Raw genomic sequence first — 22,241 nt, 5'->3', positions numbered from 1 at the left:
GTGCGCATTGCCTTGTTGTCCTACCGCAGCAAGCCTCATTGCGGTGGGCAGGGGGTCTACGTGCGCCGGCTCAGCGCCGGACTGGCCGAGCTCGGCCACGAGGTCGAGGTGTTCTCCGGCCAGCCCTACCCGGCCGATCTCGACCCGCGCGTGACCCTGACCGAGGTCCCCAGCCTCGACCTCTACCGGGACGACGACCCCTTCCGGACCCCCCACCCCAGGGAGATCCGGGACCGGATCGATCTGCTGGAACTGGCCACCATGTGGACCGCGGGTTTCCCGGAACCCCGCACCTTCAGCCTGCGGGCCGCCCGACTGCTGCGCGACCGGGTGGCCGATTTCGACGTGGTGCACGACAACCAGTGCCTGGGCAGCGGGCTGCTCGATATCGCCCAGCGGCTGCCGCTGGTGGCGACCGTGCACCATCCCATCACCAAGGATCGCGAGGTCGATCTGGCGGCCGCGATCTGGCGGCGCAAACCGCTGGTCCGCCGCTGGTACGGGTTCCTGGGCATGCAGCAGCGCATCGCCCGGCGGATCCCGGATCTGCTCACCGTCTCCTCGTCGTCGGCGGCCGATATCGCCGGCGATTTCGGTGTCGACCCGGCCCGGATCAACGTGGTACCGCTCGGCGTGGACACCGGTCTGTTCGCCCCGCGCGGTCCGCGGGTGCCCGGCCGGATCGTCGCCGTGGCCAGCGCCGACAAACCGCTCAAGGGCATCACCCACCTGCTGCGGGCCCTCACCCGGTTGCGGGTCACCCACCGGGTCGAACTGCAGCTGGTGGCGAAACTGGAACCCAACGGGCCCACCGAGAAGCAGATCGCCGAACTGGGCCTGTCCGATATCGTCACCGTGCGATCGGGCCTGACCGATACCGAACTGGCCGAAGTGCTCGCCTCGGCGGAGATCGCCTGTATCCCGTCGTTGTACGAGGGTTTCTCGCTGCCCGCGGTCGAGGCGATGGCCTCGGGGACACCGCTGGTGGTGAGCCGCACCGGCGCGCTGCCGGAGGTCGTGGGTGAACCGGGCGTCTGCGCCGAACTGGTCCGGCCCGGCGATTCCGCCGAACTCACCCGCGTGATCGGCCGCCTGCTCGACTCTCCGCAGACACGGCAGCGGATGCAGCTGGCCGGCCGCGATCGCGCGGTCTCGGTGTTCAGCTGGGAATCGGTGGCCGCGCAGACCGTCGAGGTGTACCAGCGTGCCATCGCCCGCCGCGGCGGCGAACCGGCCGAACTCACCACCACAGGAGGCGCCCCGTGCTGACCGTCGATTTCGAGCGCGCCGGAATCGGCCCGGGAACCCGGGTGATCGATGTGGGCTGCGGCGCGGGCCGGCATTCCTTCGAGGCCTACCGCCGCGGCGCCGATGTGGTCGCCTTCGACCAGGACGCCCCGGAACTCGCCGGAGTGGCGACCATGTTCGAGGCGATGGCCCAGGCCGGGGAGGCGCCCGCCGGCGCGAAGGCCGAGGCCGTGCACGGGGACGCCCTCGATCTGCCCTATGGTGCGGGTGAATTCGATGTGGTCATCGCGTCGGAGATCCTGGAGCACGTCCCCGCCGACGATGCCGCCATCGCCGAACTCGTCCGGATCCTGCGCCCCGGCGGACAGCTCGTGGTGACCGTGCCCCGCTGGCTGCCGGAACGGGTGTGCTGGGCGCTGTCGGACGAATACCACGCCAACGAGGGCGGCCATATCCGCATCTACAAGGCCGACGAACTGCGGGACAAGATCACCGCCCGCGGCCTGCGGCAGACCCACCGCACCCATGTGCACGCCCTGCATTCCCCGTACTGGTGGATCAAATGCGCGGTGGGCGTACACAAACCCGATCATCCGCTCGTGCGGGCCTACCACCGGATGCTGGTGTGGGACATGATGAAGCAGCCGCGGCTCACCCGGACCGCGGAGAAGGCGCTGGACCCGCTGATCGGTAAGAGCGTCGCCCTGTACTTCAGCAAACCGGCGGTGACCCGTGCCGCCGGTTGATCTACCGTCGGTACCTTCCGCTCTCACCCGCCGCCAATGCCTGCAGACCGCGCGATCGATCGCCGCGGTCCAGCAGCCCGACGGCTCGATTCCCTGGTCCCCGGGCGGTCATACCGACCCGTGGGACCATATCGAATCCGCCATGGCGCTGACCGTCGCCGGTCTGCGCGAGGAGGCGGTGGCCGCCTACACCTGGTCGGCGCGCACCCAGCGCGCCGACGGGTCGTGGCCGATGCAGTTCCGCGACGGCGAGGTCGAGAACGCCGCCACCGATGTGAACTTCTGCGCCTATATCGCCACCGGGGTCTGGCACTACCTGGCGGTCACCGGGGACACCGAGTTCGCCGCCGAGATGTGGCCGGTGGTGTGCGCGGCGATCGACCTGGTCGTGGCCGGCCAGGGCGAGCAGGGGCAGATCTACTGGCTGCGCGACGGGGACAAGATCCTGCCCGAGGCCCTGGTGACCGGTTCGGCCAGTATGTTCCACAGCCTCGGCGCCGCACTGGAACTCGCGCGCCGGTTCGGTGATCCCCGCCCGGACTGGGAACGCGCGCGGACCCGCCTCGGGACAGCACTGCGTGACCACCCGGAGGTGTTCACCGAGAAGGACCGGTATTCGATGGACTGGTACTACCCGGTCCTCGGCGGCGCGTTACGTGGCCGCGCCGGGCACGCGCGGATCGCGCAGCGCTGGGACACCTTCGTGGTGGGCAATATCGGTATCCGCTGTGTGTCGGACCGGCCCTGGGTCACCGGCGCCGAGACCTGTGAGCTGGTACTGGCACTGGAGGCTCTCGGCGATCACGACCGCGCCCGGCAGTTGTTCGCCAGCATGCAGCATCTGCGCGAAACCGACGGCTCCTACTGGACCGGGCTGGTGTACGCGGACGGGAAACGCTGGCCGGTGGAACGCACCACCTGGACCGGCGCGGCCGTGATCCTGGCGGCGGACGCGCTGTCGCGGACCAGTGCGGGCAACGGCATCTTCCGCGATCTGGCCGCCGACGCCGCCCCGGGCCGTCCGGTACCGGCGCGGGTCACCGGATAACCCGGGGCGGGGCTCTCAGAGTTCGGCGAGTCGCGGGACGACCGGGGCCACCGAATCGATCCACGCGGCGGGTGTTCCGCCCGGCGGCATCACGATGGCGGTATGGATGCCCATCGCGGCGTAGGCGGCCATATCGCGGACGAAATCGTCATGGGCGCCCGGGTCCGGGCTTCCGGCGAGCACGGTTTTGCGGATCCGCTCGTAGTCGGTGCCCAGATCGTCGCAGTGCCCGCGCAGCACATCGAGCTTGTGCCGGACCTCCTCCGGTGTGGAGGCGAACAGGTTGCAGGCGTCGCCGTAGCGGGCCACCAGGCGCAGGGTCTTCTTCTCGCCGCCGCCGCCGATCAGCACCGTCGGCCGGTGCAGCGGCTGGGGGTTGCAGAGTGTTTCCGCGAGCCGATAGTGCGTGCCCTCGAAGGGGCCGTTGTTCTCCGGATCCCACATCTGCGCGGCGATCCGGAGTGTTTCCTCCAGTCGCTCGAACCGTTCGGCGACCGGCGGATACGGCACGCCCAGACCGTGATGCTCCCGTTCGAACCAGGCGGCGCCGATCCCCAGCGCGGCCCGGCCGCCGGACAGCACGTCCAGGGTCGCGACGATTTTGGCGAGCAGTCCCGGATGCCGGTAGGTCACCCCGGTGACCAGCAGCCCCAGTTCGATATCGCTGGTGTGGGCGGCCATGAAGCCCAGGCTGGTGTAGCCCTCCAGCATGTTCGCTTCCGCCGGGAGCCCGGTCGGCTCGATCTGGAAGAAATGGTCCATGAACGACAGCCAGGTCGCCCCGGCGTTCTCCGCGGCCGCGCCCACCCGGGCCAGTTCACCCGCGATGGCGGCGGTACCGCCGTCGAGTTCGAAGATCGGTATGTGGAAACCGAGTTCCATTCCGTCGTCCCCTTGCTGTGGTCGGTGATCTCCGTTCCACCACACGCTACGACCTGGAGTGCTCTCCAGGTCAAGACACGGCGGTGGCGGGCTCGCCCGGTTCGCCGGTCGCACCCAGGAGCCGCAGTGTGCTGTCACGGAGGGCCCCGTCGACGTCCCGCAGCGACATCCGGCCCGACTCGACCTGCTCACCCGCGGCGTGACCGAGGCCGATAACGGCCGCCGCCAGCCAGTCCGGATCGGTGGTGGCGTCGAATTCGCCGGTGCGCTGACCTCTGCCGATCAGCCGGACGAGGTGATCCCGCACCGGGGCGTGCCGTTCACTATCGGCGGTCTCCCGGCCGGCGGTCTGCCGCCGGAGCGCCGGTAGCGATTCGAACGCCCGCCAGCTCTCGTCGAGGAGCGCGAGCAGCGCCCGGGTGGCCGAACCGCTCTCCGGATCGGCCTTCGAGATCGCCGCCAGCGTCCGCTCGGTGAGCCGATCTGCGACCGCGTCGACCAGTTCGTCGCGAGAGGTGAAGTGCGCGTAAACGGTTTGCCTGGTCAGGCCGGCTTCGGCGGCGATGGTGGCGAGCCCCGCCTCGGGCCGGCGGGCCAGGACCCGCGTGGCGGCGTCGAGGATGGCCCCGCGGCTGCGCTCGGCGTCGGCCCGCCGGCGCGGGGGAGCGGAATCAGTCAATTCTTACACCCTTGTCAAATTTCTCAGTGGTCCATAAAGTTGACATGACTGTAAGAATTCTACTCGGTACGGAGAACCCATGAAGCTGCCACCGCACTGCACACCGGAGCAGTTCGTCCACGATTTCTTCGCGGAGTTCACCGCGGCCGCTCTCACCGACGCCGACCCCGCCGCGGTGGTCGACCGCTTCCACACTCCCGATATCGAGCAGATCAGTGACGGAATCCGGCTGAACCGCGACCGTCTCGTCGCGCATCTACGCCCGATGCGCAAGAACTTGCGCGAGTACCGGTTCGAGGTGCACCGGGCCGTCGCCGACGGTGCCTGCATCGCCGCGCATCTGACGATTCACGCGCGCATGCGCAACGGATCGGTCCTGGCCACCGAGGTGTTTCAATTCGGCCGGTACACCGCCGACGGCCGCCTGCGCAGAGCGGAACAGATCACCCGGACCCTCACACCCGAATCCTGATCCCGGAGAAACCGTGCGCCACAGACTCGCCCACGCCGTCGCCCTGCTCTCGACCGGATTCCTGGCCGGTGCCTTCGGCTACACCGCGCTCAATCTGATCCCCGCGTTCCATCGTGTCTCGTTGCCGACGCGACTGGGATTCCACGCCGAACTGATGCGGAACAACGGCGTGACGATGCAAACCGCCATGGCGCTCGCCGCGGTGAGTTGCGTGGCGCTGATCTTCCTGCTCCCACCGCGGGCCCGGGTACTCGCGGCCGCCGCCGTGACCGCGGTGATCGGTGTATTCCTCATCACCCGTTTCGGCAATGTGCCGATCAACCAGCAGATCAAAGCCTGGGCCGGAGACAGCGCATCCGCCGATCCCGCCGCACTCGCCCGCTGGGACCGATTCCACCTGCTGCGCACTCTCGCCGCGGCCGCCGCCTTCGGACTGATCATCGCCCTGACCTTGCAAGGATCGCGCCGGCCCGGCGGCCGTGCGGAGCAGGCCGGCCACGCCGCGCAGTGACCGGTTCGCGTCCCGCGCGATCATTCGAATCGGCGTGATCCCAACCCGGCCTGCCGGCCCCAGGGTGGCGCAATAGCCGTACCGGACGGTATCGGTGCTGGTCGCGGCCCGCGACCGCCCGGCGGATTGCCCGAACGCCCGGACCCGCGGCGTCGCGGGCGGTCCGGACGGCCGGCCGGCGGCACTATCGTCAGCATTCATGCAGGTCAGCGATCCGAACACCGAACGGACGGCCGGTCCGGCGACCGTGCGGCGGTTACGTGCCGACCAGGCCCGGCAGGTCGCGGATATTCTCCGCCACCAGATACTCGCCGGCGCGTTCGGCGATACGCTGCCCAGCGAACACCGGCTCGCCACCGAACACGAGACCTCCCGCAACACCGTGCGCGAGGCGCTGGCACTGCTGCGGGACGAAGGCCTGATCGCCCGCGCGCCCCGGGTGGGCACCAAGGTCGCGGCCCGCAAATACGACCACGGCCTCGACGCGCTGCTCGGCCTGCAGGAAACACTGGAGGGCCGGGGGACCGTGCGCAACGAGGTGCGGGTCGCTCAGCTCATCTCCGCCCCGTCCGCGGTGGCCCGGCGTCTCGACCTCGCCCCGGGTGAGCAGGTCGTCTACCTCGAACGCCTCCGGTACCTCGGTGATCAGCCGCTGAGCCTGGATCTCACCTACCTCGCCCCCGGGATCGGCGTGCGCGTCCTGGACCACGACCTGGCCCACACCGACGTCTTCGTCCTGCTCGAACAGCTCAGCGGGCAATCCCTCGGGTCGGCGGATCTCACCGTGGAGGCGATCCCCGCCGACCGGCACACCGCCGCCACCCTCGACACCCCCGACGGGGCGCCGCTGCTGATGCTGGAACGGCTCACCCGCCTCGACGACGGTACACCCGTCGACCTCGAATACATCCGGATGCGCGGTGACCGGATCACGCTGCGCGGCAGCCTGTCCCGCGGTATCCCCGAATGGAAGGTCCTGTAGATGGCACTGGCCGATCAGCGCACCGATATCCCCGTCACCATCGACGAATCACTGTGTATCGAGGGCTGCACCCTGTGCGTCGAGATCTGCCCGCTCGACTCCCTGGCCATCAACCCGGATAACGGGAAGGCCTTCATGCACGTCGACGAATGCTGGTACTGCGGCCCGTGCGCCGCACGCTGCCCGACCGGCGCCGTCACCGTCAACATGCCGTATCTCCTGAGGTAGAGACCATCACAATGTCCATATCGAAACGCCTGGCCGCGATCGCCGCCGCGGCCGCCCTCGTACTCACCGGATGCTCGCTGCAGGACGCCGCCACCGGCGATACCGTCCGGGTCGTCATCGGCTACCAGTCCAAGACCATCAACACCGTCACCGCGGGCACCCTGCTGCGCGCACAGGGCTATCTGGAGCAGCGCCTGCGGCGGATCACCGACGACGGCGGGCCCGCCTACCAGGTCGAATGGCAGGACTACGATACCGGCGCCCCGATCACCGCACAGATGGTGGCGGAGAAGATCGATATCGGCTCGATGGGTGACTACCCGCTACTGATCAACGGCTCCCGCACCCAGGCCAACGAGCGCTCCCGCACCGAGTTCCTCTCCGTTACCGGCTACAACCCCAAGGGCGCGCTGAACATGGTGGTCGTCCCGCCGGATTCGCCGGCCGCCGGGCTCACCGATCTGGCCGGGAAGAAGGTATCGGCCAGTGTCGGATCGGCCGGGCACGGAACTCTGGTGCAGGCGCTGACCCGCGCGGGGATCGACCCGGTCAGCGGCGTCGAGGTCCTCAATCAGCAGCCGCAGGTCGGCGCCTCGGCACTGGAATCGGGTCAGGTGAGCGCGCTGTCGCAGTTCGTGGCCTGGCCCGGACTGCTGGTGTTCCAGGACAAGGCGAAACTGCTCTACGACGGCGCCGAACTGAACGTTCCCACCTTCCACGGCGTGGTGGCCCGCGAAAGCTACACCGCCGAACACCCGGAAGTGGTGGACGCGTTCCTCCAAGCCCAGCTCGACGCCACCGAATTCCTGTGGCAACAACCGCTGGAAGCGTCGCGGATCGTGGCCGAGGAGTCGGATCTGCCGCAGGAGGTGGTGTACCTGTACAACGGTCCGGGCGGCACGTCGTTCGACACCACCCTCAAACCGAGTCTGCTGTCGGCGTTCAAAGACGATGTGCGGTATCTGAAGTCGATCGGAGATTTCGCCGATCTCGACACCGGCGCCTTCGCCGACGACCGGCTGATCCGCGCCGCCCACGCCGCCCGCGGTCTCGACTACGACCGAGAACTCGCCGATACCACCAACCACACCGCCGGCTCCGGTACCGAACTGTGGCTCGACGGCCAGGACACCACCCGCCCCGCGGGCAACCCCACCGAACTGCTGCGCACGGTGAAAGCTGCCCGCGCGGAAGGTACCGCGATCCGCGCCGCCTACGTCGTCGATTCCGAACTCGGCACCCGCTGGTTCGCCGACAAGGCGATCTGGTTGCGCGACGGCGACACCTATCTGGCATTCACCACCCAGGCGGCCGCGCAACGCCACCGGCAGGCCCATCCCGCCGCCCGGCCGGTGAGTTACGACCAGGCCGTCGCCGAGGTCCGGTCGTGACCGCGGCCGCCACCGCCGACGCCGGGACCGCCCTGCACAGCGACCGGGCGCGGGCCCGGCAGGCCCCCTCCGTCTGGCCGGGCCGGATGCTGCGCCTGGGTTCGGTGGCCGGCGCCGTACTGCTGTGGCAGCTGCTGACCGCCTCCGATATCCGCGTCTGGTTGCGGTTCGACACCCTGCCCACCGTCACCGAGGTCGTTTCCGCGTTCGGCCGTCAGCTGGGTACCGACGTCTACTATCTGGACCTCGCGCAATCGCTGATCCGGATCCTGTCCGGGTTCGGGATCGCCACCGTGCTCGGTGTCGCCACCGGTATCGCCCTGGGCCGCTCACGCCTGTTCGCCGGAATCCTCGGCCCGCTCACCGAACTGGCGCGCCCGATCCCGGCGATCGCGGTGGTGCCGATCGCGATCCTGCTGTTCCCCGACGACGAGACCGGGATCGTGTTCATCACCGGCCTCGCCGCGTATTTCCCGATCATGGTCAGCACCCGGCACGCGGTCCGCGCCCTGCCCACCCTGTGGGAGGACTCCGTGCGCACACTCGGCGGCAGCCGCTGGGATGTGCTGGTGCGGGTGGTGTTCCCCGGCGCACTGCCCGGGATCTTCGGCGGACTCTCGGTGGGGATCGGCGTCGCGTGGATCTGCCTGATCTCCGCGGAGATGATCTCCGGACGCCTCGGCGTGGGCTACCGGACCTGGCAGGCCTACACCATCGTCGACTATCCCGGTGTCTTCGTCGGGATCATCACCATCGGCGTTCTCGGATTCGGTACCTCGGCCGCGATCGAACTACTCGGCCGCCGCGTCACCCGCTGGCTGCCCCGGGGAGAGGACGACAACCGATGACCACCACCCTCACGACGCGGGAACCACGCCCGGACACCGGACACGGGATGAGCCTGCGCCTGGACGGAGTATCGCTGTCCTATACCGGCGAACCGGTGATCAGCGAGCTGTCCCTGGATGTGCGGCCGGGCGAGATCCTGGTGCTCACCGGGCCGTCGGGCTGCGGTAAATCCACCGTCCTGCGGGCGCTGGCCGGGCTGCTGACCCCCGACGCCGGCCGGGTCCTCGCCGACGACGACCCGGTGACCACCACCTCCCGCGACCGGGCGGTGGTGTTCCAGGACAACGCACTGCTGCCATGGCGCAGCGTGCGCGCCAATATCGAACTGGCCCTGACACTGCGCGGCGAGCCGAAAGCGGGCCGCCGCGCCGCCGCCGACCGATGGATCGAGGAGGTCGGGCTCACTGGTTTCGCCGACTATCTGCCCAAGAGTCTGTCCGGCGGGATGCGCCAGCGGGTCCAGCTGGCGCGCGGCCTGGCGGGCGCGCCCCGCGCGGTGATGATGGATGAACCGTTCGGAGCATTGGACACCCAGACCCGCGCGACCATGCAGCGACTACTGATCGAGACCTGGCGCACGCACCCCACCACCATCGTGTTCGTCACCCACGATGTGGACGAGGCGCTGCTGCTGGGCGACCGGGTCGCGGTACTCGGCCGCGCCGGCCGGCCGCTGCGCGCCCTCGTCGACGTCCCGGCCCCGCGCACCGCCGCCGACCGGCGGGCCGAGCGCGACCGACTCGTGGAGGCCCTCACATGACCGCACCCACCCGCTTCGCCGCGCCCGACCTCGCCGACACCGTCCGCCTCGACTGCGATGTGCTGGTCATCGGCGGCGGCACGGCCGGGACCATGGCCGCGCTCACCGCCGCCGAGCACGGCGCGAACGTCCTGCTGCTGGAGAAGGCGCACGTCCGGCACTCCGGGGCACTGGCCATGGGCATGGACGGGGTCAACAACGCCGTGATCCCGGGTAAGGCCGAACCCGAGGACTACGTCGCCGAGATCACCCGCGCCAACGACGGGATCGTCGACCAGCGCACCGTCTACCAGACCGCGACCCGCGGTTTCGCGATGGTGCAGCGGCTGGAACGGTACGGCGTCAAATTCGAGAAGGACGAGTACGGCGAATACGCGGTACGCCGAGTGCACCGCTCCGGCTCCTACGTCCTGCCGATGCCCGAGGGCAAGGATGTGAAGAAGGCGCTGTACCGGGTGCTGCGACAGCGCAAGAACCGCGAGCGCATCCGGATCGAGAACCGGCTGATGCCGGTCCGGGTCCTCACCGACGGCGGGCGCGCCGTCGGCGCCGCGGCGCTGAACACCCGCACCGGCGAATTCGTCACCGTCGGCGCGAAGGCCGTGATCCTGGCGACCGGCCCGTGCGGCCGGTTGGGACTACCGGCGTCGGGCTACCTGTACGGCACCTACGAGAACCCCACCAATGCCGGTGACGGCTATTCGATGGCCTACCACGCGGGCGCGGAACTTTCCGGCATCGAATGCTTCCAGATCAACCCGCTCATCAAGGACTACAACGGCCCGGCCTGCGCCTATGTCGCGAACCCGTTCGGCGGTTACCAGGTGAACGCGCAGGGGGAGCGGTTCGTGGACTCCGACTACTGGTCGGGACAGATGATCTCGGAGGTCAAACGCGAGATCGACTCCGCGCGCGGCCCGATCTACCTGAAGGTCTCCCACCTGCCGGACGAAACCCTGAGCACCCTCGAAGGGATCCTGCACACCACCGAGCGCCCCACCCGCGGCACCTTCCACGCCAACCGCGGCCACGACTACCGCACCCACGATATCGAGATGCACATCTCCGAGATCGGTTTGTGCGGCGGCCATTCCGCGTCCGGTGTGTGGGTGGACGAGAACGCCCGCACCACGGTCCCGGGCCTGTACGCGGCCGGCGATCTGGCCTGCGTCCCGCACAACTATATGATCGGCGCCTTCGTGTTCGGCGAACTCGCCGGTGCCCACGCCGCCGGCACCCTCGCCGAAGTGGCCGTCCCGCAGACACTTCCGGCCGACCAGATCGGCGCGGCGCACGAACTGATCTACCAGCCGTTGCGCCACCCCGACGGCCCGCCGCAACCGCAGGTCGAATACAAGCTGCGCCGCTTCGTCAACGACTACGTCGCCCCGCCGAAAACCGCCGCGAAACTGTCGCTGGCGGTGGAGACCTTCGAGCGGATGCGCGGTGATCTCGCCGAAATGGGCGCCCGCACCCCGCACGAACTCATGCGGGCGGTGGAGGTGTCGTTCATCCGGGACTGCGCCGAAATGGCGGCCCGTAGTTCGCTGACACGCACCGAATCCCGGTGGGGTCTCTACCATGAACGCGCCGACCTGCCCGAACGTGACGACCAGCAGTGGCGGTACCACCTGAACCTGCGCAAGAACGCCGACGGTGGGATGGAATTCCTGAAACGCCCCGTCGCGCCGTATCTGGTACCGGTGCCGGGGCTCGACGATCTGCCGTCGGCCGGAGAACCGACTGTCGTCGCCCAGCCGGAGCTGGTGGGGCACCGGCAGGCCCCGAACGCCCCGGCCGCCACCGACCGGCCCGCCGTGCCGGTCGCGGCTCCGGCCGGATCGCCACGACTGGTGACCCTGCTGGCCCTCGACGCCCCCACCGCACGGCAGTTGTCGGATTATCTGGCCGACGACGACGAACGCGTCCAGGTCGCGGCGATCGCCGCGCTGACCGAGAACACCCCCGACGGTTTCGCACCGTTGCTGGTGCGCGCACTCGACGACGCCGCGGCCGCCGTACGCGGCGCCGCCGCGGCCGCACTCCGCGAACTGGTCGAGGTGCTGCCCTCCGCCGAAGGGCTCACCGCGCGGCTCGCCTCACCCGACCCCGTGGTCCGCGCGGTGGTGGTGGACCTTTTGCGCGCCACCCGAGCGGGTTCGGCCGCCGACTACCGCACGGCCCTGGCCGATCCCGATCACCGGGTGCGTATCGAAGGTGTCCGGGCACTGGTGTCACTCGACGAACGCGACGCGATCGCCACCGCCGCCGCGGATACCAGCCGCGAGGTGCGGATCGCGGCCGCCCAGGGCCTGGCCACGGTGGGCGACGGCGGCGCCGACACCATCCGGATCCTGGCCGGTGACCGCGACCCGCTGGTCCGGGCCGCGGCCCTGGCCGCGTTCGCCGATACCGGCGCCACCGCCGCCGATCTGGACACCTGCGTCACCGCGCTGGGTGACACCGCCTGGCAGGTGCGGGTCGGAGCGAGCCGGGGCCTGGCCGCCGGGGAACCCGATCGGGTGGTGCCCGCGCTCACCGAAGCGCTCGGCGACCGGCATCTGGACGTACGCAAAGCGGCCGTCCTGACGCTGGCCCGGTGGTCCGGCCACGACGCGGCCCGGATCGCCCTGAAGGAGGCGACAGCCGATTCCGATGCCGATGTCCGCGCCTACGCCCGCCGCGCACTGGCCTAGGAGGGGCCGCTGTCACCCTTTGCGGGCGGTGGCCAGCAGCTGCTCGACGGTCGCCAGTTTCACCCGGGGCCGCCCCACCGCGGCTCCGGCCGCGCGTTCGGCACGGTCCACCGTCTGCCAGGCGGCGCGGTCCACGACATCCGGCTGTCGTTCCCGGACCAGCTCGGCGAGCGCGGCGCGGTCCCGGACGGGGGCGGTGAGCGCGCCGGACCGGAAATCCTCGAGGATGGCGGTCACCGTTTCGGCGGCGTCGGCCCGGTTGGAGCCGATCACACCGCGTGGTCCGCGTTTGATCCAGCCGGCCGCGTACACCCCGGGAACCGGTGTGCCGGAGGCGTCGACGACCCGGCCCGATGCGGTGGGCAGCACTCCGCGCCCGTCGTCGAAGGGCAGACCGGGGATCGGCTGTCCGCGATAGCCCACCGCCCGCAGCACCAGCGACGCGTCGATCTCCCCGGTGTCGGACGTGGGGCGCGCGGAGGGCGATCCGGCCGGACCGGTGAGTTCGTTGCGCACATACCGTACCGACCGCACTCTGTCGTCACCGGTGATCTCGGTGGGGGATACGCAGTACTGGAACCGGATCCGCTTGTGACCGTCGCGTACCGGGCGGGCGGCGTACTCACCCGCCGCCGCGATCTTGAGCCCGAGTTCGTAGGCCGAATCGGGGCCGTCCAGGAATGCCTGTCCGGCGTCGTCCAGCACGACGTCTGCCGGGTCGACGACGATATCGACGCCCTCCAGCCGTCCGAGGGCCCGGAACTCCGGGGCGCTGTAGGCGGCCTGCAGCAGGCCACGTCGGCCGAGGATCACGACTTCGCGGATGGCGCTGTGCCGCAGTGCCGCCAGCGCGTGATCGGCGATATCGGTGCGCGCCAGTTCGTCGGGGTTCATGGTGAGCACCCGCGCGATATCGAGGGCGACGTTCCCGTTGCCGACGATCACCGCGCGTTCCCCGGAGAGATCGAATTCCCGGTCCGCGTAGTCGGGGTTGCCGTTGTACCAGGCCACGAATTCGGTCGCGGAATGACTACCCGGGAGGTCTTCGCCGGGGATATCGAGGCGCCGGTCCGCCGGTGCGCCCACCGCGTAGATCACCGCGTGCGCGCTCTCGCGCAGTTCGGGGTGGGTGAGATGGGTGCCGATCTCGGTGTTCAGGTACATCTGGAGACTGTCGCGTTTGAACGCGGCCGCGAACATCTCGGTGACCCCGCGGGTCTGCGCGTGGTCCGGCGCCACCCCGTACCGGGCCAGCCCCCACGGGGTGGGCAGCCGGTCGAACATCTCCACCTCGACCGTGCCCACACCCACCAGCTGTTCGGCGGCGTAGCAGGCGGCCGGGCCGGTGCCGACAATGGCCACGCGCAGTGTCCCGAGATCCTTGGCGAGCCGCTGCACGGGCGCCGGCGGTGACATATCGGCCTCCAGTGGATGCCGTTCGAAATAGCCCGCGTTCACCGCGCGGAAGCCGTCGAGGTGCGGAGGCAGATCCTCTTCGGCGTAGATGGCGTCCACCGGGCACGCCTCGTAGCAGGCGCCGCAATCGATGCAGGTGTCCGGGTCGATGTAGAGCATCTCCGCCGTCGCGAACTGCGGGTCCTCGGGACGCGGCCGGATGCAGTCCACCGGGCATTCGGCCACGCAGCTCGCGTCATTGCAGCAGCGCTGCGTGATGACGTAGGCCATCTAGTTCTCCCGCTGCCTGCGGCGATATTTCACGCGGCACGGCTGCTGCAGCTGCACGACCATCTTGGAGTGGTCGTTGCGGTAGGTCTCGGAGGGCTGCAGCATCTCGAACTCCCAGTCCCGCAGCAGTACCGAGAAGATGGCCTTCAACTGCATCAGCGCGAACGCGGCGCCCACGCAGCGGTGCCGTCCGGCGCCGAACGGGATCCAGGTCCACCGGTTGATCAGGTCTTCCTGGTTCGGGTCGATATAGCGGCCGGGATCGAAGCTGTCCGGGTTGGGGAAATCCTCCGCCAGCCGGTTGGAGATCGCCGGGGTCGCGGCGACATGGTCGCCGGGGGCGATGGTGTGCCCGCACACCTCGAATTCGCCCTGGGCCACGCGCATGAGGATGATCAGCGGCGGATGCAGGCGCAGCGTCTCCTTGAGCACCGCTTCCAGCTGCGGGATCTGGCGCAGCGCGTGGAAACTCACCTCCTGGCCGTCGGCGTACAGCTCGTCGAGTTCCTTGACCACCCCGGACAGCACTTCCGGGTGGCGCAGCAACTCGATCACCGACCAGGCCGCGGTACCGGAGGTGGTGTGATGGCCGGCGAACATCATCGAGATGAAGATGCCGGTGACCTCGCTGGCGCTGAAATGCGGGCTGCCGTCCTCTTTCTTCACCGAGACGAGAACATCGAGCAGATCGCGGTCCTCTTTGTCCGCGGGCGGGTTCGCGATCCGCGCGGTCATGATCTCCTGCACGAGTTCCACCAGCTGCGCGCGGGACTCGTCGCGGATACGGAAACTCTCGATCGGCATGTACGGGTCGACGTAGGCCAGCGCGTCGGTACCGCGTTCGAGGTTGTGGTAGAGGTGCGCGAACCGGCTGTCGAGCTCTTCGCGGAATTTCGTCCCGATCAGGCAGGCCGAGGAGGTGTAGATGGTGAGTTCGGCGAAGAAGTCCAGCAGGTCGATCTCGCCCTCGTCACCCCAGTTCGCGAGCATGCGGTCGACTTCGCGTTCGATGGTGGCCGCGTGCCCGCGCATCTGGTCGCCGCGCAGCGCCGAATTGTGCAGCATCTCCTTGCGGCGTTCGGGGCTGGCGTCGAACACCACGCCCTCACCGAAGATCGGTTTCATGAACGGATAGGCGGCGGCCTGGTCGAGGTCCTCGTCGGCGGCCCGGAAGAAGAATTCGTTCGCCTCGGCCCCGGTGAGCAGGATGACGTGGCGTCCGGCGAGTTCGAACTGGCCGACGTCACCGCATTCCTCCCGCACCCGGCGCATGAGCGCGATCGGATCGGTCCGGAACTCCTCGAGATGGCCGTGCTCGTGTTCGCCTCCGGACACCCGCGGCGGTTTCACCGAAGTCATGTGGAAATCCTTCCCCAGATTACTGTCCAGGATCTATGGTAGACACCTGTCTGGACAGTACTACGGACGGTCGCGGCCAAGCAAGATGCGCGGGTGTGGACCACATCCGATCGGCCGCCTCCATCCAGGTCAGGATGCCATACTGTCCGGACACCTGTACGGAAAAGTGTTCGGCCGCGGAGACCCCGGTCCGGAATGAACGAGAGCAGGTCCATGAGCGGTCAGCAAACCTTGCAGGGTCGCGGCGCGGTCGTCGTCGGCGCCACCAGCGGAATCGGGCACGCCGTCGCCCACACCCTGGCCCGGCACGGCGCCGGAGTGGTCGTCAACGGGCGCAACGAGGCCGGTGTCGAACGCACCGTCGAATCCGTGACCCTCGCCGGGCACCGCGCCGTCGGCGTTCCCGGCAGCGCCGCCGACGAGAGAACCGCCACCGAACTCGTCACCACCTGCGTCCGCACCTTCGGCGCCATCGACATCCTCGTCAACTGCGCCGGTATCGCCGAACCCGCCGAATCCTCCATCCTCAACGTCACCACCCGCCAATGGCGCGACCTCCTGGACTCCCACCTCACCACCACCTTCAACACCTGCCGCGCCGCCGCCCCCGCCATGGTCGCCCAGGGTCGCGGCAGCATCGTCAACACCAGCTCCTTCGCCTACCTCGGCGACTACGGCGGCACCGGCTACGCCGCCGGTAAGGGCGCCGTCAACAGCCTCACCCTCGCCATCGCCGCCGAACTGGCCGAACACGGCGTCCGCGCCAACGTCGTCTGCCCCGGCGCCAAAACCCGGCTCTCCAGCGGATTCGCCTACGAAGCCAAAATCCTGGAACTCTACCGCCGCGGCATGCTCGACGAACTCAGCAAGAACGCCGCCCTCGACGCCCCGCCCACCGACTACGTCGCCCAGCTCTACCTCTACCTCGCGAGCCGGGAGGCCGAGCAGGTCACCGGGCAGATATTCGTCGCCGCCGGCGGCTTCGTCGGCCGCTACGACCGCCCCACCCCCGCCATCCTCGGCTTCCGCGACCACAACGACAGCCCGCCGTGGTCCCAGGACGAACTGCACACCATGATCGCCCGCGACACCGCCCGGGCCGGTAAGAAATGAGCGAATTCCCCGAACTCGGCTGCTACGGCCTCGCCGGGCACGCCGACGACCCGCACGCCCTGCTCGGCGAAGCCCGCGACGCCGAACGCCTCGGCCTCGGCACGCTGTTCCTGTCCGAACGCTTCAACACCAAGGAAGCGTTCACCCTCGCCGCCGCCGCGGGCGCGGTCACCGAGAACCTCGCCCTCTGCACCGCCGCCACCAACCACAACACCCGCCACCCGGTGGTCACCGCCGCCGCCGCGGTCACCCTGCACCGCCTCACCCGCGGCCGCTACAGCCTCGGCCTCGGCCGCGGCTTCGACCTCCTCTTCGATGTTCTCGGCATACCCCGCATCACCTCCGCGCAGATCCGCGACGCCGTCGACCTCTACCGCCGGCTCTGGCACGGCGACACCGTTATCGGCCACGACGGCCCCGCCGGGAAATACCCGCTGCTGCGCCTGGACCCCACCTACGACGAGGACATCCCCGTCACCCTCACCGCGATCGGCCCCAACACGCTGCGCCTGGCCGGGGAGATCGCCGACCAGGTCGTCCTGCACACCTTCTTCACCGACACCACCACCGCCCGCGCGGTCGACACCATCCGCGCCGCCGCCGAAACCGCCGGCCGCGACCCCGGCGCCGTCCGCGTCTGGTCGGTGCTGGTCACCGTCGACGACACCCAGGGCGAAACCGCCCGCCTGCGCAAACTCGTCGGCCGGCTCGGCACCTACCTGCAGGGCTACGGCGACATCCTGGTCCGGGTGAACGGCTGGGACCAGCGCGTACTCGACGACTTCCGCGCCCACCCGCTGGTCACCGGCGCCGGGGGAGCGCTCGACGCCGTCGCCGACCCCGACACCCTCGCCGCCGTCGAAGACCTGCTACCCGCCGAATGGCTCGCCGCCTCCGCCACCGGCAGCCCCGCCCACTGCGCCGGCCGGATCGCCGACCAGTTCGCCGCCGGCGTGGACGGGGTGATCCTGCACGGCAACACCCCTGCCGAACTCGCCCCGCTCGTCGCCGCCTGGCGCGACCACCGCGACACCGGCGTGCCCCGCCCGCCGGCCGATCCCGCCGGGAGCCCCGCATGACCCTCGCCGATATCCACGAGCTCACCCCCGAGCGGCTCACCGCGATGCTCGGCCGCACCGTCCACACCGTCACCGCCGAACCCGTCGGCACCGGTCAGATCGGCTCCGTACACCGCCTCCGGCTCACCGGCGACGGTGTCCCGGCACAGCTACTGGTCAAACTCCCCGCCGCCGACCCCGGCGCCCGCGCCATGCTCGCCGGGGCCTACCGGCAGGAAGTGCGCTTCTACACCGAGATCGCCGGCACCGTCGACGTGCGCACCCCGCACTGTCACCACGCCGAGATCCACGGCGACGGCTCCGAATTCCTGCTCCTGCTGGAAGACCTCGCCCCCGCCCGGCAGGGTGACCAGATCGCCGGCTGCCCGGTGACCCACGCCCACGCCGCCGTCGCCAACCTCGCCGGCCTGCACGCACCCCGCTGGTGCGACCCCGCCCTGCTCGCCATCGAGGGTTTCACCCGCAACGGCGCCGAGGAGGCCGCCGTGCTGCGTGACCTGTTCGGGCCGACGACCGATATCTTCCTCGACCGGCTCGGCCACCGGCTACTCCCGGCCGACCACGAAACGCTGCGCGCCTGCGAAGCGGTCATCGCGGAGTGGCTGGTGGCCCGGCCCGAACGCTTCGGCCTGGTCCACGGCGACTACCGCCTCGACAACCTGCTGTTCGGCGCGGGCGACCCGCCGGTGGTCACCGCTGTCGACTGGCAAACGGTCAACCTCGGCCTGCCCGCCCGTGACCTCGCCTACTTCATCACCACCGGCCTCGACCCCGACGACCGCCGCGCCGCGGAAAAAGCCCTCGTCACCACCTACCACGAACATCTCGTCACCGCCGGGGTCACCGGCTACACCCTCGACGACTGCTGGCAGGACTACCGGTTCGCCGCCCTGCAGGGCCCGCTCGTCGCGATATTCGGCGCCGCCTACGGCACCCCCGGTGAACGCGGCGATGCCATGTTCGCGGCCATGACCCGCCGCAGCTGCGCCGCCATCCGCGACCTCGACTCCCTCCGGCAGCAACCCGCCTGACCGGTACGGCCGAGCCCCGGCCCACCCGGGCTCGGCCGTACGGAACACCCCCCGGAATAACCTGCCCGACCCCTCGGTTCAACTAGATGCAAACGCATAGAAACCGACGGCGGGAGACACAACAGATGCAATTCGGAATCTTCTCGGTCAGCGATATCACCCGCGACCCCGTGACCGGCGTGACCCCCAGCGAAGCCGAGCGCATCGACGCGATCGTGCAGATCGCCCGCAAAACCGAAGAAGTCGGACTCGACGTGTTCGCCATCGGCGAGCACCACAACCCACCCTTCTTCTCCTCCTCGCCGACCACCCTGCTCGCCCATATCGCCGCCACCACCGAACGGCTCCTCCTCACCACCGCGACCACCCTCATCACCACCAACGACCCGGTGAAGATCGCCGAGGACTACGCCATGCTGCAGCACCTCGCCAAGGGCCGCATGGACCTGATGCTCGGCCGCGGCAACACCGGACCCGTCTACCCCTGGTTCGGCAAGGACATCCGCGCCGGGCTGCCGCTGGCCCTGGAGAACTACAACCTGCTGCACCGGCTGTGGCGCGAAGACGTCGTCGACTGGGAAGGCGAGTACCGCACCCCGCTCCAAGGCTTCACCGCCACCCCGCGCCCCCTCGACGGTGTGCCGCCCTTCGTCTGGCACGGCTCTATCCGCACCCCGGAAATCGCCGAACAGGCCGCCTACTACGGCAACGGATTCTTCGCCAACCACATCTTCTGGCCCACCGTCCACTCGCTGCAGCTCATCGAGTTCTACCGGCAGCGTTTCGAACACTACGGCCACGGCACCAAGAAACAGGCCATCGTCGGGCTCGGCGGCCAGGCCTACATCGCCAAGAAGTCGCAGGACGCCTGGAACGAATTCCGGCCCTACTTCAACGAAGCCCCCGTCTACGGCCACGGACCCTCCCTGGAGGACTTCGCCGAGATGACACCGCTCTCGGTCGGCAGCCCGCAGGAGATCATCGACAAAACCCTCACCTTCCACGACACCTTCGGCGACTACCAGCGCCAACTGTGGCTGATGGACCACGCCGGCCTGCCACTGAAAACCGTCCTGAACCAGCTCGACCTGCTCGGCGAGGAAGTCGTGCCGGTCCTGCGCAAAGAACTCGACGCCCGCCGCGACCCCGAATCCGCGCCCGCCCCCACCCACCGGGCCCGGGTCGCCGCCGCCTACGGCGACGCCGCCCCCCGCCAGGCACGGCCCCACGCCAACCAGGGCGACAACCTCGCCGGCGCCACTCCCTACCAGGACGCCGCCGTATGAGCGGATCAGGCCCGGAGGAGGTAACCGACCGAACCCACCCGGGGCCCCGCTCATGCCCGATGGACACAGCATGAGCGGGCCGGGCCCCGAGGAGCCCACGAAGCGCAACCCTGGACACCGCACCAGCGGCCGGCTCGCCAACGACGCCTGGGAACAGCTGCTCACCGCCCACGCCGTCCTCATGAAACAGTTCGCCGCCCAGGACGTGTGGCACGGGCTCACCATGCGCGAATACGACGTCCTCTACACCCTGTCCAAATGCGCCGACCCCATCCGGCCCGCCGAACTCAACCGGTACGTCCTGCTCACCCAACCGGCCCTGTCCCGGATGGTCGACCGGCTCATCGACCGCGGTCTGGTCCGGCGCACCCCCGATCCCGCCGACGGACGCGGCGTGCGACTGTCCCTCACCCCCGAGGGCCACACCCGGCAACGCCGCATCGGCGGCCGGCACGCGGTCGGGGTCGCCCGGGCCCTGACCGCCGTCCTCGACGACACCGACCTGCACGCACTCGAAACGATCTGCGCCAAACTCGCGAACACCGCCGAGCCCCCGACCGAGGAGTCACCATGAACACCGGCGAACACACCACCTACCGGCTGGTCGTCGTCAGCGGCGGCACCAGCAACCCCTCCTCCACCCGCATGCTGGCCGACCGCGTCTCCGCCCGCATCCGCGCCCTCGCCGACCGGCGCGACGCCACCGTCACCGTCGACGTCATCGAACTGCGCGAACTCGCCGCGGAAATCGGCGCCGCGCTCGTCTCCCAGCTCAAAGGGACCGGGCTCACCGCCGCCGTGGACACCCTCGCCGCCGCCGACGGCATCGTCGTCGCCGCCCCCGTCTACAAGGCCGCACCCAGCGGACTGCTGACCTCCTTCTTCCACATCCTCGACAACGACCTGCTCATCGCCAAACCGGTGATCCTCGCCGCCACCGCGGGCACCGCCCGCCACGCCCTCGTCGTCGACGAACAGATGCGCTCGCTGTTCGCGTTCCTGCGCACCATGACCGTGCCCACCTCACTGTTCGCCGCCGCCGAGGACTGGAACGACACCGACCTCGACAAACGGATCGACCGCGCCGCCCTCGAACTGGTCCTGCTCATGGAAAGCGGATTCGCGCACAAGGTCAAGAACGAATCCTGGAACAGCTACCAGCATTCCTTCGGCAGCGCCGGTGGTACCGAAACCACCGTCGACCTCGACACCGACCTCATGCGCCTGGCGGCCGGCGGGGGAGCGGCCCACGCCCGCTGACCTCGATGCCCCTGGGCAGGCGCGCCCGCGATATGGGACGATCACCCACGTGACCGGCAAACCCGCGACAGCACAGCATCTGCGCGACCTCGCGCTGCTGCGCCGGGTCCGCGACCGCATCGACCGCGACTACGCACAACCCCTCGATGTCGAAACGCTCGCGCGCGGCGTCAACATGTCCGCCGGCCACCTCAGCCGGCAATTCCGCAGCGCCTACGGTGAATCGCCCTACAGCTACCTGATGACCCGGCGCATCGAACGCGCCATGGCCCTGCTGCGCCGCGGAGACCTCAGCGTCACCGATGTGTGCTTCACCGTCGGCTGCGCCTCGCTCGGCACCTTCACCACCCGCTTCACCGAACTCGTCGGCATCCCTCCCGGCGCCTACCGCCGGGAGGCCGACACCGCCGCAGGCATCCCCTCCTGCGTGGAGAAACAGGTAACCAGACCGATCAGGAATCGAGAAGCACAGGCCACCGCCACGCAACTAGCGTGAGCTGCATGGACATCATCATCCACTCCGCCTACCTGCCCCAGGACGACCCCGACGCCGCCCTCGCCTTCTACCGCGACACCCTCGGCTTCGAAGTCCGCAACGACGTCGGCTACAACGGCCTGCGCTGGATCACCGTCGGCCCGCCCGAACAGCCCGGCACTTCCATCGTCCTGCACCCACCCGCCGTAGACCCCGGCATCACCGACGACGAACGCCGCACCATCACCGAAATGATGGCGAAAGGCACCTACGGCGGTATCAATCTCGCCACCAAGGACCTCGACGCCGCCTTCGAACGCGTCCAGACCGGCGACGCCGATATCGTCCAGGAACCCACCGAACAGCCCTACGGCATCCGCGACTTCGCGGTCCGCGACCCCGCGGGCAATATGATCCGGATCCAGCAACTGCGCTGACCCCGCCGCCGGCCCGCCCGACC

23 protein-coding genes are annotated in these 22,241 nt (G+C 69.5%); 19 read left to right on the top strand and 4 right to left on the bottom strand.

Going from position 1 to position 22,241, the window contains the following annotated elements; translation table 11 throughout:
• Genes ACZ6SF_RS06690 through ACZ6SF_RS06680 form a run of 3 tightly spaced genes read left to right on the top strand, consistent with a single transcriptional unit; the run spans window position 1 to window position 3,042 of the window.
• The gene (locus ACZ6SF_RS06690; RefSeq protein WP_466060978.1) at window positions 1–1,269 is read left to right on the top strand and encodes a glycosyltransferase family 4 protein; all 1,269 of its coding nucleotides are present in this window, start codon (window positions 1–3) and stop codon (window positions 1,267–1,269) included.
• Complete coding sequence (locus tag ACZ6SF_RS06685) at window positions 1,263–1,994, top strand: class I SAM-dependent methyltransferase (protein WP_466060977.1); 732 nt, start codon at window positions 1,263–1,265, stop codon at window positions 1,992–1,994. Before ACZ6SF_RS06690 ends, ACZ6SF_RS06685 begins: the two co-directional genes overlap by 7 nt.
• Window positions 1,981–3,042, top strand: a complete 1,062-nt coding sequence (locus ACZ6SF_RS06680; RefSeq protein WP_466060976.1) for a glucosidase family protein — start codon at window positions 1,981–1,983, stop codon at window positions 3,040–3,042. The genes ACZ6SF_RS06685 and ACZ6SF_RS06680 overlap by 14 nt, the downstream gene beginning before the upstream one ends.
• Window positions 3,043–3,057: 15 nt before the next feature.
• Here ACZ6SF_RS06680 and ACZ6SF_RS06675 read toward each other — a convergent pair whose 3' ends face one another.
• A complete protein-coding gene (locus ACZ6SF_RS06675) occupies window positions 3,058–3,924 on the bottom strand; it encodes an LLM class F420-dependent oxidoreductase (protein WP_466060975.1) in 867 nt (288 codons plus the stop codon).
• A gap of 70 nt (window positions 3,925–3,994) precedes the next feature.
• On the bottom strand, window positions 3,995–4,603 hold the full coding sequence (locus ACZ6SF_RS06670) for a TetR/AcrR family transcriptional regulator (protein WP_466060974.1): 609 nt from the start codon (window positions 4,601–4,603) through the stop codon (window positions 3,995–3,997).
• 79 nt (window positions 4,604–4,682) lie between these two features.
• Between ACZ6SF_RS06670 and ACZ6SF_RS06665 the strand changes: the two genes are divergently transcribed.
• The 8 genes from ACZ6SF_RS06665 (at window position 4,683) to ACZ6SF_RS06630 (ending at window position 12,492) form a co-directional block, all read left to right on the top strand.
• A complete protein-coding gene (locus ACZ6SF_RS06665; protein WP_450002875.1) occupies window positions 4,683–5,075 on the top strand; it encodes a nuclear transport factor 2 family protein in 393 nt (130 codons plus the stop codon).
• Between the two features lie 13 nt (window positions 5,076–5,088).
• Entirely contained in the window at window positions 5,089–5,586 is a 498-nt protein-coding gene (locus tag ACZ6SF_RS06660; RefSeq protein WP_466060973.1) for an anthrone oxygenase family protein, read from the top strand.
• Between the two features lie 199 nt (window positions 5,587–5,785).
• On the top strand, window positions 5,786–6,568 hold the full coding sequence (locus ACZ6SF_RS06655) for a GntR family transcriptional regulator (RefSeq protein ID WP_466060972.1): 783 nt from the start codon (window positions 5,786–5,788) through the stop codon (window positions 6,566–6,568).
• Complete coding sequence (locus ACZ6SF_RS06650) at window positions 6,569–6,796, top strand: 4Fe-4S dicluster domain-containing protein (protein WP_068035570.1); 228 nt, start codon at window positions 6,569–6,571, stop codon at window positions 6,794–6,796.
• Between the two features lie 17 nt (window positions 6,797–6,813).
• On the top strand, window positions 6,814–8,187 hold the full coding sequence (locus ACZ6SF_RS06645) for an ABC transporter substrate-binding protein (protein ID WP_466061363.1): 1,374 nt from the start codon (window positions 6,814–6,816) through the stop codon (window positions 8,185–8,187).
• Window positions 8,184–9,035: an ABC transporter permease gene (locus tag ACZ6SF_RS06640; RefSeq protein ID WP_466060971.1), complete on the top strand. Its 852-nt coding sequence runs from the start codon at window positions 8,184–8,186 to the stop codon at window positions 9,033–9,035. The genes ACZ6SF_RS06645 and ACZ6SF_RS06640 overlap by 4 nt, the downstream gene beginning before the upstream one ends.
• A complete protein-coding gene (locus tag ACZ6SF_RS06635) occupies window positions 9,032–9,796 on the top strand; it encodes an ABC transporter ATP-binding protein (protein ID WP_466060970.1) in 765 nt (254 codons plus the stop codon). The genes ACZ6SF_RS06640 and ACZ6SF_RS06635 overlap by 4 nt, the downstream gene beginning before the upstream one ends.
• The gene (locus ACZ6SF_RS06630; protein ID WP_466060969.1) at window positions 9,793–12,492 is read left to right on the top strand and encodes a fumarate reductase/succinate dehydrogenase flavoprotein subunit; all 2,700 of its coding nucleotides are present in this window, start codon (window positions 9,793–9,795) and stop codon (window positions 12,490–12,492) included. Before ACZ6SF_RS06635 ends, ACZ6SF_RS06630 begins: the two co-directional genes overlap by 4 nt.
• Before the next feature lie 12 nt (window positions 12,493–12,504).
• On the opposite strand, the gene ACZ6SF_RS06625 is transcribed toward ACZ6SF_RS06630, so the two are convergent.
• Together ACZ6SF_RS06625 and ACZ6SF_RS06620 are read right to left on the bottom strand one after the other, a co-directional pair.
• Complete coding sequence (locus ACZ6SF_RS06625) at window positions 12,505–14,178, bottom strand: FAD-dependent oxidoreductase (protein WP_466060968.1); 1,674 nt, start codon at window positions 14,176–14,178, stop codon at window positions 12,505–12,507.
• Window positions 14,179–15,537: a cytochrome P450 gene (locus ACZ6SF_RS06620; RefSeq protein ID WP_466060967.1), complete on the bottom strand. Its 1,359-nt coding sequence runs from the start codon at window positions 15,535–15,537 to the stop codon at window positions 14,179–14,181.
• 213 nt (window positions 15,538–15,750) lie between these two features.
• Between ACZ6SF_RS06620 and ACZ6SF_RS06615 the strand changes: the two genes are divergently transcribed.
• From ACZ6SF_RS06615 to ACZ6SF_RS06580, 8 genes are all read left to right on the top strand, one after another.
• Window positions 15,751–16,650 (top strand): SDR family NAD(P)-dependent oxidoreductase, encoded by a 900-nt coding sequence (locus ACZ6SF_RS06615; protein WP_466060966.1) that lies wholly within the window; start codon window positions 15,751–15,753, stop codon window positions 16,648–16,650.
• The gene (locus tag ACZ6SF_RS06610) at window positions 16,647–17,729 is read left to right on the top strand and encodes a TIGR03857 family LLM class F420-dependent oxidoreductase (RefSeq protein WP_466060965.1); all 1,083 of its coding nucleotides are present in this window, start codon (window positions 16,647–16,649) and stop codon (window positions 17,727–17,729) included. Before ACZ6SF_RS06615 ends, ACZ6SF_RS06610 begins: the two co-directional genes overlap by 4 nt.
• A complete protein-coding gene (locus tag ACZ6SF_RS06605) occupies window positions 17,726–18,760 on the top strand; it encodes a phosphotransferase (RefSeq protein WP_466060964.1) in 1,035 nt (344 codons plus the stop codon). Before ACZ6SF_RS06610 ends, ACZ6SF_RS06605 begins: the two co-directional genes overlap by 4 nt.
• Before the next feature lie 125 nt (window positions 18,761–18,885).
• Window positions 18,886–20,046, top strand: a complete 1,161-nt coding sequence (locus ACZ6SF_RS06600; RefSeq protein ID WP_466060963.1) for an LLM class flavin-dependent oxidoreductase — start codon at window positions 18,886–18,888, stop codon at window positions 20,044–20,046.
• 70 nt (window positions 20,047–20,116) lie between these two features.
• Entirely contained in the window at window positions 20,117–20,620 is a 504-nt protein-coding gene (locus ACZ6SF_RS06595) for a MarR family winged helix-turn-helix transcriptional regulator (RefSeq protein ID WP_466060962.1), read from the top strand.
• Complete coding sequence (locus tag ACZ6SF_RS06590) at window positions 20,617–21,306, top strand: CE1759 family FMN reductase (protein WP_466060961.1); 690 nt, start codon at window positions 20,617–20,619, stop codon at window positions 21,304–21,306. Before ACZ6SF_RS06595 ends, ACZ6SF_RS06590 begins: the two co-directional genes overlap by 4 nt.
• 49 nt (window positions 21,307–21,355) lie before the next feature.
• Window positions 21,356–21,802: a helix-turn-helix transcriptional regulator gene (locus ACZ6SF_RS06585; RefSeq protein ID WP_466060960.1), complete on the top strand. Its 447-nt coding sequence runs from the start codon at window positions 21,356–21,358 to the stop codon at window positions 21,800–21,802.
• A 5-nt stretch (window positions 21,803–21,807) separates the two neighbouring features.
• Complete coding sequence (locus ACZ6SF_RS06580) at window positions 21,808–22,218, top strand: VOC family protein (RefSeq protein WP_466060959.1); 411 nt, start codon at window positions 21,808–21,810, stop codon at window positions 22,216–22,218.
• Window positions 22,219–22,241 lie beyond the last annotated feature (23 nt).

The sequence above is a fragment of the Nocardia sp. NPDC049935 genome, assembly GCF_055586645.1.
The sequence above is the reverse complement of the archived record's forward strand: the minus strand, read 5'-3'. Positions and strand labels throughout refer to the sequence as shown.